Genomic DNA, 14,054 nt, shown 5'->3' with positions numbered 1-14,054 from the left:
AACCTTAACTTCTGCGATGAACAAGGCATGCGCGCTCTAACCATTGAACCGCGAGGAACAAGATGATCCCCATAGCCGACAGCAAAATCACGCCCGAGAACACCGCTTCGCCGCGCAGCATATTGGATGCCCGCTTCGTGTACATCCCGAGGCCGTTCTCGCCTCCGAGCCATTCCCCAAGCGTAGCGCCTCCGACACTGATCGCGGCAGCCATCTTCAGCCCCGTGAAGAACCCCGGAAGTGCGGATGGAATCTTCCATTTCGTAAGAAGATCGCGTTTGCGAGCTCCCATCGTTCGCATCAGCTCCCCGATATCGGGATCTGCCGAGCGAAGCCCATCCGCCGTATTCACAGCAAGCGGGAAGAAGGTGAACAACACGACAACGGCAATCTTGCTCCAGATCTCATAGCCGAACCACATCACCATAATCGGCGATAAGGCGATGATCGGAATGGTCTGGGAACCGACAATAAGCGGGTAAATCGTCTTCTTCGCTAACCCGGAGCTTTCGATCCAAGCGGCAGCCAGCGTTCCGAACAGCACCGAAATTCCCAGTCCGAGCAGGGACTCTCCCAGCGTGACGCCAAAATGTTTCCCAAGCAGCTGTTTATTCTCCCACATGGAGACAAACACGTCAGATAGCTTCGGAATGATGTAATGCGGGATGTTCATAACCCTTGTTCCGACTTCCCATAACACAGCCAGCATCAGCACGAACAGCAGGACAGGTACATTAGCGATTAAACGTCGTTTCATGACCGGCCTCCTCCGTTCGAGCCGCCTGCACCAAAACCGATCCAATCCAGCAGCTGTCGCTTCAAGCCGATGAACGTCTCATCCAGCGCCACTTCATAGCTGCGGGGGCGAGGCAGATTTACGTTCAGCTCACGAAGAGTCGTAATGGGCGATTCCGCGGCGACAAGTACCCGATCAGATAAGAGCAGCGCCTCATCAACATCGTGCGTGATGAACAGAATCGTCTTGCGATGCTGCTCCCATACTTGCAGCAGCCACTCCTGCATGCTGATCCGCGTCATGGCATCCAAGGCGCTGAATGGTTCATCCAGCAGAAACAGCTCTCCGCCGCCCAGAAGGGAACGCAGAAACGATACGCGCTGGCGCATACCGCCGGATAGTTCATGCGGGTATTTGTTTTCCGTTCCTTCAAGCCCCAGACCCGGCAGCAGCTCCAGCACTTGGCGACGGGCCTCCCGCTTGGAAGCTCCGCGCAGCTCCAAGCCAATTGCCGCATTATCCTGCACGGATCTCCATGGGAGAAGGCAGTCCTTTTGCGGCATATAGCCGATCTTCCCCAGCTTCGTTGCCTCTGTCGCGGAGTCGCCCCCTGCGCCAATGGCAATCGTGCCCGCTGTAGGAACAAGCAGACCGGACAACAGCCGGAATAGCGTTGTTTTGCCGATCCCGCTTGCTGCCAGAATGCTGACAAACTCGCCTGGTTTCATATCGAAGTTCAAAGCTTCGAACAAGGGTGATTCTTGCGGAAAAGAGAAGCTAAGTCCGCGTACCGATAACGCGGCTTGCTGTTTTCCTGTTTCTACTGTTGTGCTCAAACCGGCCACTCCTCTTGCCGATAGGCCATATCCCAGAACATATATTCAAGCTTGGAAGCCATGAGAAATCGCTCCTCCAGCTGCGCAAGCTCTCGTTCAGGCAGGCCTTCTGCCAAACGATCCATTAAACCAATGCACCAATTCGTCAATGCCTCGAATTCCTCGGAGCCGTACATTATGATCCACTCCCGATACAGCGGATGATCCAAGGCCCCCGGAATCTTCATGAACGTTGCCCCGATCTCCTGGTAACTCCACATGCAGGGGAGCAGCGCCGCTACAACTTCCGCGAGCGAACCCTGTTGCGCGACATCCAGCAAATATTTGGTGTACGCAACCGTAGTAGGCGCAGGATGCGTCTGCTCCAGCTCTCCTCGCGTCACGCCGAAACGCTCCGCGTAACCTCGGTGGAGCTCCATCTCGACATGCAGCGTGGAATGGAGCAATTCTGCGAACTTTACCATCGTTTCCATATCTCTGGCCTTCATGCTGCCGAACGCGAACAGCTTGGCGTAATCGATCAGATAGACATAATCTTGCTTCAAATAATAGATGAACCGCTGCGGATCAAGCGTCCCCTCCCGCAATTCCGTCAGAAAAGGATGCTGATGGCTCTTCGCCCAAATCTCATGCGCTGAATGGTACAGCCTTTCACTAAATCGACTCACTGGTATTCCTCCATCCTCTTGCAAGTTCTATCCTTCATGGCCCGGCTTTCTCCGATTACACCAATCCGCGATGAAGCCGATCATGACTTTGACGTAATCCACCAGTTCCTTCATGTCCGTGCTTTCATTAACGGCATGCGCATGCTCAAGCTCGCCGGGACCGTAGATGACCGTCGGTATGCCTGCCCGCCCCAGCCAGCCTGCATCCGTTACGGATGGACTCATGCCCAGCTGCGGTTCGGCACCTAGCACTTGTTGGTGGTTGGCATACAATGCCTTCAGCCCTTTGCTCTCCCTGTCCAGCTCCAGAGATGGGAATATTTCGCCGCGTTCCTCGATCATCGACCGCCCACCCCATCGGAAAACAGGCGGATTGTTCCGCAGCCAAGGATCGGCTTGCGCAATGGCGAGCAAATGCTCCTCGATCTCGGCAGCAACCGTTTCATAATCCTCATCGGGATAGAAATGCACCGTGATCCACAACGCGCATTTGTCTGCAATAAAGGCCGCGTGGCGACCTCCTTCAATAACTGCGGGATTGATCGTATTCGAACCGGCCGGAAAGCCGGGGTAAGATTTGGTCACAGCCCAGTGGCGCTCCAGCTCTTGAAGCCCTGTAATCAGTTTGGCCATCTTCTCGATCGCGCTGGCCCCTTGAACGCCGCCGCCGGCATGGATCATGCGGGCTCGCATGCCATCATGATAGGTAACCGGACTTTGAATCGTCACCCAGCCGGTGATAACCCCGCCTTGTCCTTGTATTGCCATTCCGCTTGTATCCGCCACAACGGCGAAATCCGCCTTATAGCCGCGTTCCATGCAAGCACGCGTCCCCGCTTCACCGGCCTCTTCTCCGATAACCGAATGGAACAGCAGATCGCCTCTTAGCTCTGCTCCCGCTTCGGTTAGCAGTTTCACGGCGAATAGCAGCGCGGCGAGCCCGCCTTTCATATCCGCTGTTCCCCTGCCATAGGCTCTACCCTCTTTCAGAGTTAGCCGGAACGGAGTCTCTTCCCACTCGCTGCTATCTCCAACCTCAGCTACGTCCATATGGCCGTTCAGCAGCAGACTTTGATACGTCTCCCGCTGCGTGCCGTATTTGATCGCAGTCACGTTTGGATCACCGGGATAGACCTCCCACAGCTCCGTCTCAAATCCATTCGTTCGGAGATAGTCCGCCAAGAACTGCTGTGCCTTCCACGTGTTTCGCGCAGGCGGGCTGACCGTCGGGAAAGCGATCAATTCCGTCAGCAGGGCAAACAGTTCATCCTGTCGTTCCTCTACCTGTTGCTGCACATGTGAAATAAAGGAATCTTTCATTACCTATCTTCTCCTTTCCGTAGGAAAGCAGGCACGAACAACAGAAAAAAACCATTCGAGAATATACGAATGGTTTGAATTCGATACGTTCTCTACGCCAGCATTACCTGGTTCAGATTAACGGTCAGGGAAATAACGTTCCCTATCTCAGCCAGACTCCATCCAGCACCCGTACTTTCAATATGAAATTATCCTCACTATAGCCTATTAAGCTGCAATTGACAACAAAAGTTAAACTTTAGACGATTCGTTCACATGAAATCTCTTTACGAGATCATTCAACGTTACGCACAATGCATTGAGCGCATCCGCCTCTTCCACGACTTTCCCGAAGCCCTTCACCTGCTCTGCCATCGTTTCCGATACTTGCTCGGAGGATGCCGCACTCTCTTCCGAGATAGACGACATCTCATGAACCTCGCCGGCTAATTGATTGGAATCTCCGGATACTTCGGTGATGAACGCGCCGTTTGTTCGAAGGATTTCCGTAATTTGATCGATCGTGCCCGACAGCATCCCGAATGCCTGACTTAGCTGGTGAACGGCTTCGGATTGCTCCAGCGATCTCTCCTTCACTTGCTTCATGGCACCCACCGTATGATTTGCATCCGACTGCACATTCAGGATGATTTCGCTGATGTCTTCCGTCGATTTCCGCGACTGCTCCGCCAGCTTCCTAATCTCGCTCGCCACGACAGCGAAACCTTTCCCGGCTTCTCCCGCTCTCGAAGATTCAATGGATGCATTCAGCGCCAGCAAATTTGTCTGAGTCGCGATATGGGTGAGCTGCTCGATGATCGTGCTGATGTTTTGCGTTTTGTCATTTAGATTAAATATTTCCCGCTCGATATTGGTAATCGCCGATCCGTTATCTTGATTAATCGCATGCAGATCTTGCATGAGCGACATGCCGTTCTCGTTGCTGACCTGCATGCCGTCCACGACTTGAAGAATGACATGCGTATTGTCATACAGCTGCTTAAATTTATCCGATAGATTCGCGGATATTTCGGAGCTCTTCTCAATCGAATACGATTGCATCTTATTGCCTTGGGCAATCTCGTGCAGGGAAGCCGATACTTCTTCCGAAGACGCCGTTACTTCCTCCGCTACGGATGCGAGGGAACGAGATGAAGCATGAATGTGTCCGGATACCGTGCGGATACTTCTTGTCAGGGTCTCCAGCTCTTCCACCATGCCGTTGAAATTCGTTCCAATCTCGCCGATCTCATCCTTGCCGAGGATGGATGTGCGGATCGTAAAGTCGCCTTCCTTGACCCGTCTCATATCGAGAATAAGAGTCTTCAGCGGCTTTGAAATTCTTCTGCCCATCAGGTAAGCAACTAGAGCGGCTAGAAGCACAACACCGATTAATACGATCATAATGCGTTTCGTGAGCGTGTTCACATCGCGATAGATATCGCTTTTCGCAGAATCGATAAGCAGTGTTTGGCCGTTGGACAGCTTCGCAAAGGAGATCATCTTGTCCTCGTTATTCTCTTGCACTGTCGTAACACCCAGCTCTTGCTTCTTCATCTGTTCCGCCAGATTGGCATGAATTTTAGCGAGATTATCGGTTTGCTTCAATTGCGGATGAATGAGGAAATCCAGATTCGCGTTCAGCAAGGCGCCGTAGCTGTTCTCGTAAGGTTTGATGCCGGATACGATATCCGTAAACAAGTTAAAGTTAATGTCCATCCCTACGATGCCGATGGATTCGCCGTCTTTGAAGATCGGTACGACGTAACTGATCATTTTGACGTTGATATTTTCGTTCATGTAAGGATCCAACCATACAGGCTTACCTGCGTTAACCGGGATATAATACCACCCCACATGAGCCAGATCGGTCGGGTCATATTGACTGAAATCTGTCGGCGTCAACTGTTCGATCTTGCCGTCTCCGTCCGAATCCGCATGGAACAGCCCAGATGTAGGAGCGGTAAAATCGGGATTGAAACGAATATAGAATGCCATGGCACCCTCGGTATTTTGTGAAAACTGTTCGGCCAAAGGCCTTATTTTCTCCTGGAGGTCTTTCACGTAACCGGCGTCGCTCTTGAACTTCCGTACATCATCAAGCATGGAAATCGTCGAGACGGCCAGCCCATTAACCGACTGCTCGATCGCCTCGATCGTAAGATTCAAGCTCTTGGCTTTAGCATCGACGTTCAGCTTCGCCGCCTCATCAGAGGATTCTTTAAGCATTTGATTCGCCGTATTGATGCCAATCAATCCAACAACCAGCACAGCGACGACCGAACACATAATAATGGCAATCATAATCTTCGTTTTTACGGTTTTCATCTAGATGTCCCTTCCTGCTTATGCATGTATAATCTCGCAAACCTAACAAAAAAACCTCTTATTAGGTAAGAGGTCTTGTAAATAGGTATGTTTGCGTATCTATTATACTAAAATATGGATGCATAACAAGAATATAATCCAACAATTTGAGTACAAATTTCAATAAAATGCAAAGATTCCTCAAATTTAGGTTAAGTAGTGATCCATTTAACCCATACTGCTAACTTGAGCTGCTGCATGCGGGCCTCTTCTTACCAGAAAGAAGTACGCCAGCATCGCGGTGAAACTTGTCATTAAAATAATGACGCCCAGCGGAACGGCTGTGTCTTCTCCCGCAATACCGACGAGCGGAGAGACGACCGCCCCGAGTAAGAAGGGAACAACGCCAAGCAGCGCAGCCGCGCTGCCCGCCATATGCCCCTGACTCTCCATGGCAAGCGGGAACGCTGCCGTTGACGTGATGCCGATTGAGGCCACGAAGAAAAACAGCGGAATCACCAATGCGAACAATGGACCATGTGCGATGCCTACTACCAAGACAACGACGCTCGACGCAAAGGCAAGCCATAAGCCGAACAACAGAAAGGTGTGCTCGGATACGCGATGCGCCATCCGGCCGACCAGTTGGGAGCCGATGATCAGGCTGATGCCGTTTGATCCGAACAATAGCGCGAATACGGTCGGCGATGCCCCGTAAATATTTTGATAGATAAAAGGCGTTCCCGAAACATACGCGAAAACCCCTGCGATCATGATGCCTTGTGCCAGCATGCAGCCGAGAAACTGGCGCTCTCGCAGGAGCGACCCGTAGTTCCGCAGCTGCTCCATGAAATTGCTGGGCCTGCGGAGATTCGATGGCAGCGTCTCCTGCAATCCCCATTTGGTCATCGCCAGAAGGTAGATGCCCAGCAGTCCTAACGCTACAAATACGCCGATCCAAGTACTGAAAGATAGGATTCCGCTGCCGGAAACCGGTGCCACGAGCGGACCTAAATTTCCGACAAGCAAGAGCAGCGAGAAAAATTTCGTTAGTTCATGTCCGCTATACAGATCGCGTGCGATGGCACGTGAAATAACAATGCCCGCCGCTGCGGAGAACCCTTGCATGAACCGGAAAACAATCAACAGCCCGATATTGGGCGAGATTGCGCAAGCTAACGAGGCAGCGACATAAACAGCCATTGAGATAAGCAGCGGATTCCGTCTTCCGTATACGTCACTGAGCGAACCCATGACCAGCTGACCAATGCCGAGCCCTAGTAAACATGCGGTCAAGCTGAGCTGTACCAGTGAAGCTGTCGTATCAAATTGCTTCACGATCTCCGGGAATGCAGGTAAATACATATCGATCGTAAAAGGCCCGAGCGTCGAAAATAAACCGAGCAGCATCGCTAATCTAAACACGTTCCGACTGTTCTTGTTCGTCATAATAAAGCCAATCTCCTATTCTTCCATCCATATCTGAAACTCTTCTATTCCGAGCCGAGAGTCTGTTTCTCATCCTATCACAACTGGACGGATGCCGACAATAAATGCGGATGCAAAAAATAAGCCAACCCGTAGCCAAGGATTGGCTTACCGATACCTGCTCTCCAGCCTTGCCCGCAGTAAAAAATCCCCCTACAATGAAGGTATCCTATTCGAGAGCGAGCGTGATTGCAATGGAAACCATGCAACTAATGGAGTCTGCGGCCCTAACGAACAACACTTTTAGGAGGTTCTATGACAACTACAAATTCCGGCAAAATGCACAATAACGAGGTTCAGATTGACGCCTCGCTGGTGAAACGGTTACTCGAAGTACAATTCCCTCATTGGGCGGAGCTTTCGCTCACTCGGATCAAGTCCAGCGGAACGGACAACGCGATCTTCAGACTTGGCGAGGAATTAGCCGTACGACTGCCTCGCATTGATTGGGCCACGGGACAAGCGGAGCTCGAACGAATATGGCTGCCCAAGCTTGCCCCACACTTGCCGCTTGCCATTCCTGCCCCGATCGCGATTGGGGTTCCCGCTGAAGGTTATCCATGGGAATGGGCAGTCTATCGGTGGTTCAAGGGCGAGGATGCGATTGTCGGGACCATTGACGATCTGGGTCAAGCTGCAACCGATATCGCTCAGTTCGTAGACGCCATGCAGCGCATCGACCTTGGCAGTGAGATTACGCCTCCGCCATCCTCGCGAGGCCTGTCATTGGCACCGAGAGATCTCGGCGTTCGCAAAGCCATCGCCGAACTGGAAGGCATGATTGATCAACGGTCGGCAACCTTAGCATGGGAAGAGGCGCTGCGAGCACCCGATTGGCAAGGAGCCGGCGTCTGGATTCACGGCGACATTCATGCAGGCAATTTGCTCATCGAACAGGGTCGCATTAGCGCCGTGATCGACTTTGGCTGTATGGGCCTCGGCGATCCGGCATGCGACATGCTGTTTGCCTGGAGTATTCTCACGGGCGAAACGAGGCCAATATTCCAAGCAGAGCTGCAGCCGGATGACGCAACCTGGGCTCGCGGCCGCGGTTATGCGCTGTCCATGGGCTTGATTGCATTGCCTTATTACAAGGACACTAACCCTGTATTTGCCTCCGTCGCCAAACGAATTATTAATGAAGTGCTTACGGATTTCAAGAACAGGAACCAAGAATAACTTGTTCCGCGGAACGTATGCCAGCACAACACACAACAAAAACCGCATTGCAACCTTCTGCTGCAGGGTACAATGCGGTTTTCTCTATACGTCCGACTAATGTTTCGGCGACGCAACAGGAAAGCCAATCTTCTCATTTCGCAGCAACCGCTGTGCTTTCACCGGCAGCTGGTCGTACGTTTCCTGAGGAATTTGGATCGTGCCTTCCCGCTGCCTGTTCTCCGAGTAAATTAACGCGATATTCGGTCTGTGCTTGTTCGACTTGTTCGGCGTGCCGCGGTGCCATACGCGGTCATCCCGAATTAAGATCGAGCCTGCCGGCATGAGCATCTTAATGCCGTGCATATGCTCCGCGAGCTTGGATTTGTTGAATGCATTCGGCGCGTACCAGTTATCCGGATGCAGATGCGTCCCGCCCGGCCATATCTCCATCGGACCGTTATTCTCATTCACATCCACAAGCGGATAATTGACGATCAGGTTCGCAATCGGCAGATTCGCTCCATATTTGTCCCCGTAGCGCGAGGAAGTATCCGCATGCACGGGCTGTGATTTCTTACCGCCGGGCATGGAGGTATTCGTCGCAAAATAGGTCATTAAGCAATCCTCGCCCAAGATCCGATCCACGATTGCGGTCACGAACGGGTTCGCAATAATCGCCTCGTCGCAGAACGGCTTCTCAAACGGCAAATACAGACGAACATGATTCGTACCGTCATTAAATCCGTTTTTCGGATTAAGAATCTCTTCGCGATGCTCCTCGAAGTAAGGATCCAGTATGGCTGCGTAGCTGTTGAACAGCTCCTCCACTTGAGCTCTCGGCAATACTTCCTCGAATAACACATACCCGTTGACTTTGATCAGTTGAATCGCAAGCTCTAACGTTTCCGGGGATAACTTGCCGCTTTCCAATTCCTCGGCGCTTAGTCTCATCGCATACCAACCTCCGCTTGAATAGTTATCGAATCGCTACTTAAACGTTTAGGATCATCCCAAGCACAATGAATACAGCCATATTACAGTAACCGCTTAGTGCTCTCCCGTACGATCAATTCATTCTTGAGCACCACGTTGTGGTCGATATCCGTTCCTTCCAGCATCTCGATCAGCAGCTTTGCCGATGCCCAGCCCATCTCGTATTTGTTCTGATGAACGGTAGTCAGCTTCGGCGAACAGTACGAGGAGAGAATGATGTCGTCATAGCCGACAACCGATACGGAGTCGGGGACCTTTCTCCCTCTCTTCTCAAGTGCTCTCATCGCGCCAAGCGCCATTAAATCGCTGGAGCAAAATACGGCCGTAACCCCAGGATGTTCATCCAAAATGCGCATCATCGCTTGTTCCCCGCCTTCTTCGGAGAACTGCCCATCGAAGATTTTCGAGGCATGAAAGGGCAATTCGCGCTCCATGAGCGCCTTCTTAAAGCCTCTTAACCGCTGCTCGCTGACATGTGCTTCGGCATAGCCGTTAATCATCGCGATATTCGTATGGCCCCACTCCATCAAATGATGAATGGCCAATCGAACCCCTTCGATATTGTCGGTCGTGACATTCCCCAGTATTTCGTTGGAGAACGGGATATCGATTAGGACGCACGGAAAATTAGACTTCTTAATGACTTCCTCCAAGTACGGATCGTCCACCTTTAAGCCGAATATGATCGCTCCGTCTACATTTCGTTCCTTGCATAAGTTGTAGTAGGATTTGATCCGCTGTTTGGACGGACTGGTACTGAACAACAAGATATCGTAATTCATCTCATTGGCCCGATCGTTGATCCCGCATAAAATCTCGAAGGCGAGATTATCTTTTCCCCCCGTATATTTGAGTCCCGAGAAAATAACGCCAATCGTGCGCGTCTTGCTCGATACCAAGCTTCTCGCTACCGCATTGGGGGAATAATCCAGTTCCTCGGCAATTTCATGAATTCTTCGTTTAGTATCCTGGCTAACGTCATCATATCCGTTCAGCGCTCTGGAAACGGTAGTCGTCGACACGCCGGCCATCCTTGCAATATCTTTAATCGTCGCCAATAGCACTCACCTGCCACAATAAGAATAAGTTCAGATCAGCCTTTCACGCCGCCGCTGACCACGCTTTGCTGCACCTGCTCCTGAGCCAACATATATAAAATTATGCTTGGCAGCGTCACGAGCGTCAGTGCTGCGAACAGCTGGGTGTAATTATAAGAGAATTGTTCCGTGAAAAACTGCAACGCGACAGGCAGCGTCCGATTCTCCGCGGATGCGGTCAGCATGAATCCATAGAAGAACTCGTTCCAGTTGCCAAGAAACATGAGAATGCCTGCAGTGGCCAAGCCTGATTTGGCAAGCGGCAAATTGATATAGAAGAATACCTGCCAGAAGGTAGCTGATTCCATATAAGCTGCTTCGTCGAGCTCTCTTGGAATGGATAGAAACGTAGCCCGCAAGATGAACAGCGATACGGCAAGTCCGGCTGAGATGTATACGACAATAAGCGCCAGTCTCGTATCGTACAGTCCGGTTAGGTTGATGAAAGAGAAAATCGGCTGAGCCGTTGCGTGACCGGGAATGAGCAGCGTTATCGAGAACAGAACAAACAAGATATGTTTGCCTTTGAAATCGAATTTCGCGAAAGAATACGCCGCCAGCGCATAGAACAGCAGCGCGATCAGCGTCGAAGTGACCGAAATCAAGACAGAGTTCGTTGTATTGCTTAAGAAATTGTTCATCTTCAGCACGGAATAGTAGGCATGGAAATTAATGTCCACCGGTAGCGCGAAGGGCGTGTTTAATATCGCTTTATTGGATTTAAAGGAGGAAACGACAATCCAGAGCAGCGGGACGAGCGATATGCAGACTGTGAATAAGAGCACCAAATAACTGAAAACCCCTACCAGGCCGCGTTTCAAAGGTTCAGCCTTCATAAAGCAGGATCACCCCCTGTCAGTTGTAGACACTTTTGTTCATTTTGAACACTTTGGTCGTAATGGCCAGCACGCCGATCCCCAGTATAATCATGATCGTAGCCACCGCATTGGCATAGCCGAATTGATAGTTGATAATGCCATCGTAGAGCATGACCGAGATATTATAGGTGGAGTTGCCCGGCCCGCCTTTGGTCGTCAAGAAGATCGCTTCGAACATCGTAATTCTCGCAATGATCGATAAGATGACTGCCGTCCCGAGCGAACCGCGAATCAGAGGCAAATTGATCCTCCAGTGGATTTGTCCTTCGGTTGCGCCGTCAATTTTGGCCGCTTCATGCAGCTCCTTAGGAATTGCCATCAGGTCGGATAACACAAGCAGCGTCACGATTACCGCATAGAAGACCCAAGTCAAGCTGATTGCGGAAAACGCGTATTGCTGATCGAAGAACCAGTTCGTATGAAAGTTCGTGAAGCCGAGCTTTCTTATGAAATTGTTCAGCAAGCCCATCTGGTCATTGAAAATAAATCGATAGATGATCGCCCATGCCGACACCGCGATTACGTTGGGAATCATGAATACCCCGCGTACAAATCTCCAGCCTACCGGCCGCTTAAAGATAATGAATGCGACAAGTGCACCGAACGGGACATGGATGAAGGTGGCGATGAGCGACCATTTCAATAGATTCATTAAGGAGACGATAATGGAGTTATCGTCCAGGAAGATCATTTTATAATTATCGAATCCGATAAATTTCGCCGTATTAAAGCCATTCCACTCCATGAATCCGGTTGTAAACACGGTTAGGATCGGAACAAAATAAAAAGTCAGAAAGACAAGCAGAGTAGGCAGGATAAAGAGATACACCCACAGCTTATTGTACTTATACATGACGGAATTCCTCCCCGAAGAGCGGTAATCGATGCATGCCGGTCAAGATGGTACGGGCAAGAAGCGCATTGGCGATTGCCATACGCTTCTTGCCGGCCCTATCCTGCCTGCATTATTTCTTAAACTTCTCGGCTGCGTCTGTCATCGCTTTACAGAACTGTTCGGGCGTCATATCGTTTGTTGCCAGCAGCGGCAAGTTTTTAGCAAACAAATCCGCAACGGATTGCGGTACGATATCATAGATCAATCGGTTGAGCGTTTTCATTTTCGAACCGACTTCATCGTTTAACTGTCTCAGGATAGGATCCAGTTTTGCTTTCGCATCATCCGGCATCGGCATTTTGGGGGCAAAGCCGCCTTCAGCGACCAAGAAAGCATTCAACTCTTCCGGTGAATAGATGAATTTGAAGTATTCGATCAAACCGTCCACCGTTTCCTGCGGTGTATCCTTCGGAATGGAATACCAGTATCCGTCAGCAGAGCCGAGCGCAACCCCGTTCGGATAAATCGTCGCGCCTACTTTACCTGCGAAACCATCAGAGGCTTTGTCGGGATTGCTGAAATCCCCAACCATCCAAGGACCGTTCGCGATCATCGCCGTATTATCGCTGAAGAATTCATTCGCTGCGATGGAATACGTCGCGCCAAGCGCGGACTTTGTTGTGTAATCCGTCAGCAGCTTTTGCACCTTGGCAAAGGTATTAATCCATAGCGGCGAATTAAAGTTCGTTACGATATCGCCTTTCGCCAGCAGATCCTGACCTTCCGGCTCCGAGGCAATCATGGCCGAAGCAAGCAGCATCGTCGTCCAACCATTCTCGCCGGTCATGAGCGCTAACGGGGTAACCCCGGCCGCTTTCAATTTGTCCAGATCGCTGAAGAATCCGTCCCATGTCGTCGACGGCTCCGTAATGCCTGCTTTCTGAAGCAATTCCTTGTTGTAATACAGGCCGATCGGACGCTCGAAGGCGAGTGGCAGCGATACGATTTTGCCGTTCTTGTCCGTGTTATATTTCACTGAATCCTCAATCAGAATAGAGTTGATTTCCGGATTGTTGTCGATGTAAGGTTTCAAATCGAGGAGATCGCCGTTGTTAATCATAATGTCGGCAAGCTCTTTATCGACTTCGATAAGCGGTGGGAGTTTCTTCTGCTGGTAGAGGAGTTTGATTTTCTTCGAGTATTCGTCTTGCACGATTTCCTCGATTTCAATCTTGTACTTGCCTGCATATTTCTGGTTAAAGCGTTCAATCTGAGGAAGGTAGAAGATGGCTCCGACGTTGTTTCCGGTTTTGTAGCTTGGGAACTTTATGACTACCTCTTTGCCGGTATCCGCTTTGTCAGTGCCGCTATTCGAGTTTGCGGTTTCGCCGCCATTATTGTTATTGCTGCCACAAGCCGCCAACGATAGAACAAGAAGTAATGCAACGAGTAAGAAACTTATTTTCTTCACAGATAAACCTCCCTAATTTTAGCTCGTTACTTCCGCTTGAGTGAAGTATGACTGAAAATGCGGTGGGTATCAGTTCGAATCGGCACCATACTGTGTCCCATAGAAAGTTGGAACCCAAGCACTCCTTTCCGGTTCAAAATGAACGAACGCTTCTTCCGAAACGTTTAAGGAAGACTGCGCCTTCATTATAATTACAGTTGAAAGCGATTACAAGACGGTTTTTGCCATTCGATCGAAGTTGTTAAGATTCGACAAAATAGGCTTTCGGCAAATAAAAAACCACTT

General features: G+C 50.6%; 12 protein-coding genes and 1 riboswitch. Of the genes, 1 reads left to right on the top strand and 11 read right to left on the bottom strand.

Translation table 11 applies throughout. The annotated features are described in order from the left end of the window. Nucleotides 1–4: 4 nt before the first annotated feature. The 6 genes from BM412_RS04220 to BM412_RS04195 form a co-directional block, all read right to left on the bottom strand. Entirely contained in the window at nt 5–757 is a 753-nt protein-coding gene (locus BM412_RS04220; RefSeq protein ID WP_091214336.1) for an ABC transporter permease, read from the bottom strand. After that, nucleotides 754–1,572, bottom strand: coding sequence for an ABC transporter ATP-binding protein (locus BM412_RS04215; RefSeq protein WP_256256110.1), 819 nt, complete (start codon nt 1,570–1,572; stop codon nt 754–756). The genes BM412_RS04220 and BM412_RS04215 overlap by 4 nt, the downstream gene beginning before the upstream one ends. Next, on the bottom strand, nt 1,569–2,240 hold the full coding sequence (gene tenA, locus BM412_RS04210) for a thiaminase II (RefSeq protein ID WP_091214333.1): 672 nt from the start codon (nt 2,238–2,240) through the stop codon (nt 1,569–1,571). The genes BM412_RS04215 and tenA overlap by 4 nt, the downstream gene beginning before the upstream one ends. 27 nt (nt 2,241–2,267) lie before the next feature. After that, complete coding sequence (locus tag BM412_RS04205) at nt 2,268–3,560, bottom strand: acetylornithine deacetylase (RefSeq protein WP_091214331.1); 1,293 nt, start codon at nt 3,558–3,560, stop codon at nt 2,268–2,270. 72 nt (nt 3,561–3,632) lie between these two features. Then, a riboswitch (TPP riboswitch) is annotated at nt 3,633–3,743 on the bottom strand. A 48-nt stretch (nt 3,744–3,791) separates the two neighbouring features. Beyond that, nucleotides 3,792–5,867 carry a methyl-accepting chemotaxis protein gene (locus tag BM412_RS04200; protein ID WP_091214329.1) on the bottom strand — a complete coding sequence of 692 codons (2,076 nt, stop codon included), beginning with the start codon at nt 5,865–5,867 and terminating at the stop codon, nt 3,792–3,794. 207 nt (nt 5,868–6,074) lie between these two features. Beyond that, nucleotides 6,075–7,295, bottom strand: a complete 1,221-nt coding sequence (locus BM412_RS04195) for a multidrug effflux MFS transporter (protein WP_091214326.1) — start codon at nt 7,293–7,295, stop codon at nt 6,075–6,077. 294 nt (nt 7,296–7,589) lie between these two features. Between BM412_RS04195 and BM412_RS04190 the strand changes: the two genes are divergently transcribed. Further along, the gene (locus BM412_RS04190; RefSeq protein ID WP_218163120.1) at nt 7,590–8,513 is read left to right on the top strand and encodes an aminoglycoside phosphotransferase family protein; all 924 of its coding nucleotides are present in this window, start codon (nt 7,590–7,592) and stop codon (nt 8,511–8,513) included. A 96-nt stretch (nt 8,514–8,609) separates the two neighbouring features. Here the strand turns inward: BM412_RS04190 and BM412_RS04185 are convergent, their stop codons facing one another. The 5 genes from BM412_RS04185 to BM412_RS04165 form a co-directional block, all read right to left on the bottom strand. Then, the gene (locus BM412_RS04185; RefSeq protein WP_091214324.1) at nt 8,610–9,446 is read right to left on the bottom strand and encodes a phytanoyl-CoA dioxygenase family protein; all 837 of its coding nucleotides are present in this window, start codon (nt 9,444–9,446) and stop codon (nt 8,610–8,612) included. Nucleotides 9,447–9,529: 83 nt separating this feature from the next. Beyond that, a complete protein-coding gene (locus BM412_RS04180) occupies nt 9,530–10,546 on the bottom strand; it encodes a LacI family DNA-binding transcriptional regulator (RefSeq protein WP_091214321.1) in 1,017 nt (338 codons plus the stop codon). A 35-nt stretch (nt 10,547–10,581) separates the two neighbouring features. Further along, a complete protein-coding gene (locus tag BM412_RS04175; protein ID WP_091214320.1) occupies nt 10,582–11,421 on the bottom strand; it encodes a carbohydrate ABC transporter permease in 840 nt (279 codons plus the stop codon). A gap of 19 nt (nt 11,422–11,440) precedes the next feature. After that, nucleotides 11,441–12,316: a carbohydrate ABC transporter permease gene (locus BM412_RS04170; protein WP_091214317.1), complete on the bottom strand. Its 876-nt coding sequence runs from the start codon at nt 12,314–12,316 to the stop codon at nt 11,441–11,443. Nucleotides 12,317–12,428: 112 nt separating this feature from the next. After that, on the bottom strand, nt 12,429–13,769 hold the full coding sequence (locus tag BM412_RS04165) for an ABC transporter substrate-binding protein (RefSeq protein WP_091214314.1): 1,341 nt from the start codon (nt 13,767–13,769) through the stop codon (nt 12,429–12,431). Nucleotides 13,770–14,054: the final 285 nt, after the last annotated feature.

The sequence above is a fragment of the Paenibacillus sp. BC26 genome (genome assembly GCF_900116125.1).
In the GTDB taxonomy this organism is placed as follows: Bacteria; Bacillota; Bacilli; order Paenibacillales; family Paenibacillaceae; genus Paenibacillus_Z; species Paenibacillus_Z lignilyticus.
The sequence above is the reverse complement of the archived record's forward strand: the minus strand, read 5'-3'. Positions and strand labels throughout refer to the sequence as shown.

Excerpts from the sequence above, each read along its gene's own strand:
- BM412_RS04220 (WP_091214336.1), bottom strand. The coding sequence starts at position 757 with ATGAAACGACGTTTAATCGCTAATGTACCTGTCCTGCTGTTCGTGCTG.
- BM412_RS04205 (WP_091214331.1), bottom strand. The coding sequence starts at position 3,560 with ATGAAAGATTCCTTTATTTCACATGTGCAGCAACAGGTAGAGGAACGA.
- BM412_RS04200 (WP_091214329.1), bottom strand. The coding sequence starts at position 5,867 with ATGAAAACCGTAAAAACGAAGATTATGATTGCCATTATTATGTGTTCG.
- BM412_RS04195 (WP_091214326.1), bottom strand. The coding sequence starts at position 7,295 with ATGACGAACAAGAACAGTCGGAACGTGTTTAGATTAGCGATGCTGCTC.
- BM412_RS04190 (WP_218163120.1), top strand. The coding sequence starts at position 7,590 with ATGACAACTACAAATTCCGGCAAAATGCACAATAACGAGGTTCAGATT.
- BM412_RS04185 (WP_091214324.1), bottom strand. The coding sequence starts at position 9,446 with ATGAGACTAAGCGCCGAGGAATTGGAAAGCGGCAAGTTATCCCCGGAA.
- BM412_RS04175 (WP_091214320.1), bottom strand. The coding sequence starts at position 11,421 with ATGAAGGCTGAACCTTTGAAACGCGGCCTGGTAGGGGTTTTCAGTTAT.
- BM412_RS04170 (WP_091214317.1), bottom strand. The coding sequence starts at position 12,316 with ATGTATAAGTACAATAAGCTGTGGGTGTATCTCTTTATCCTGCCTACT.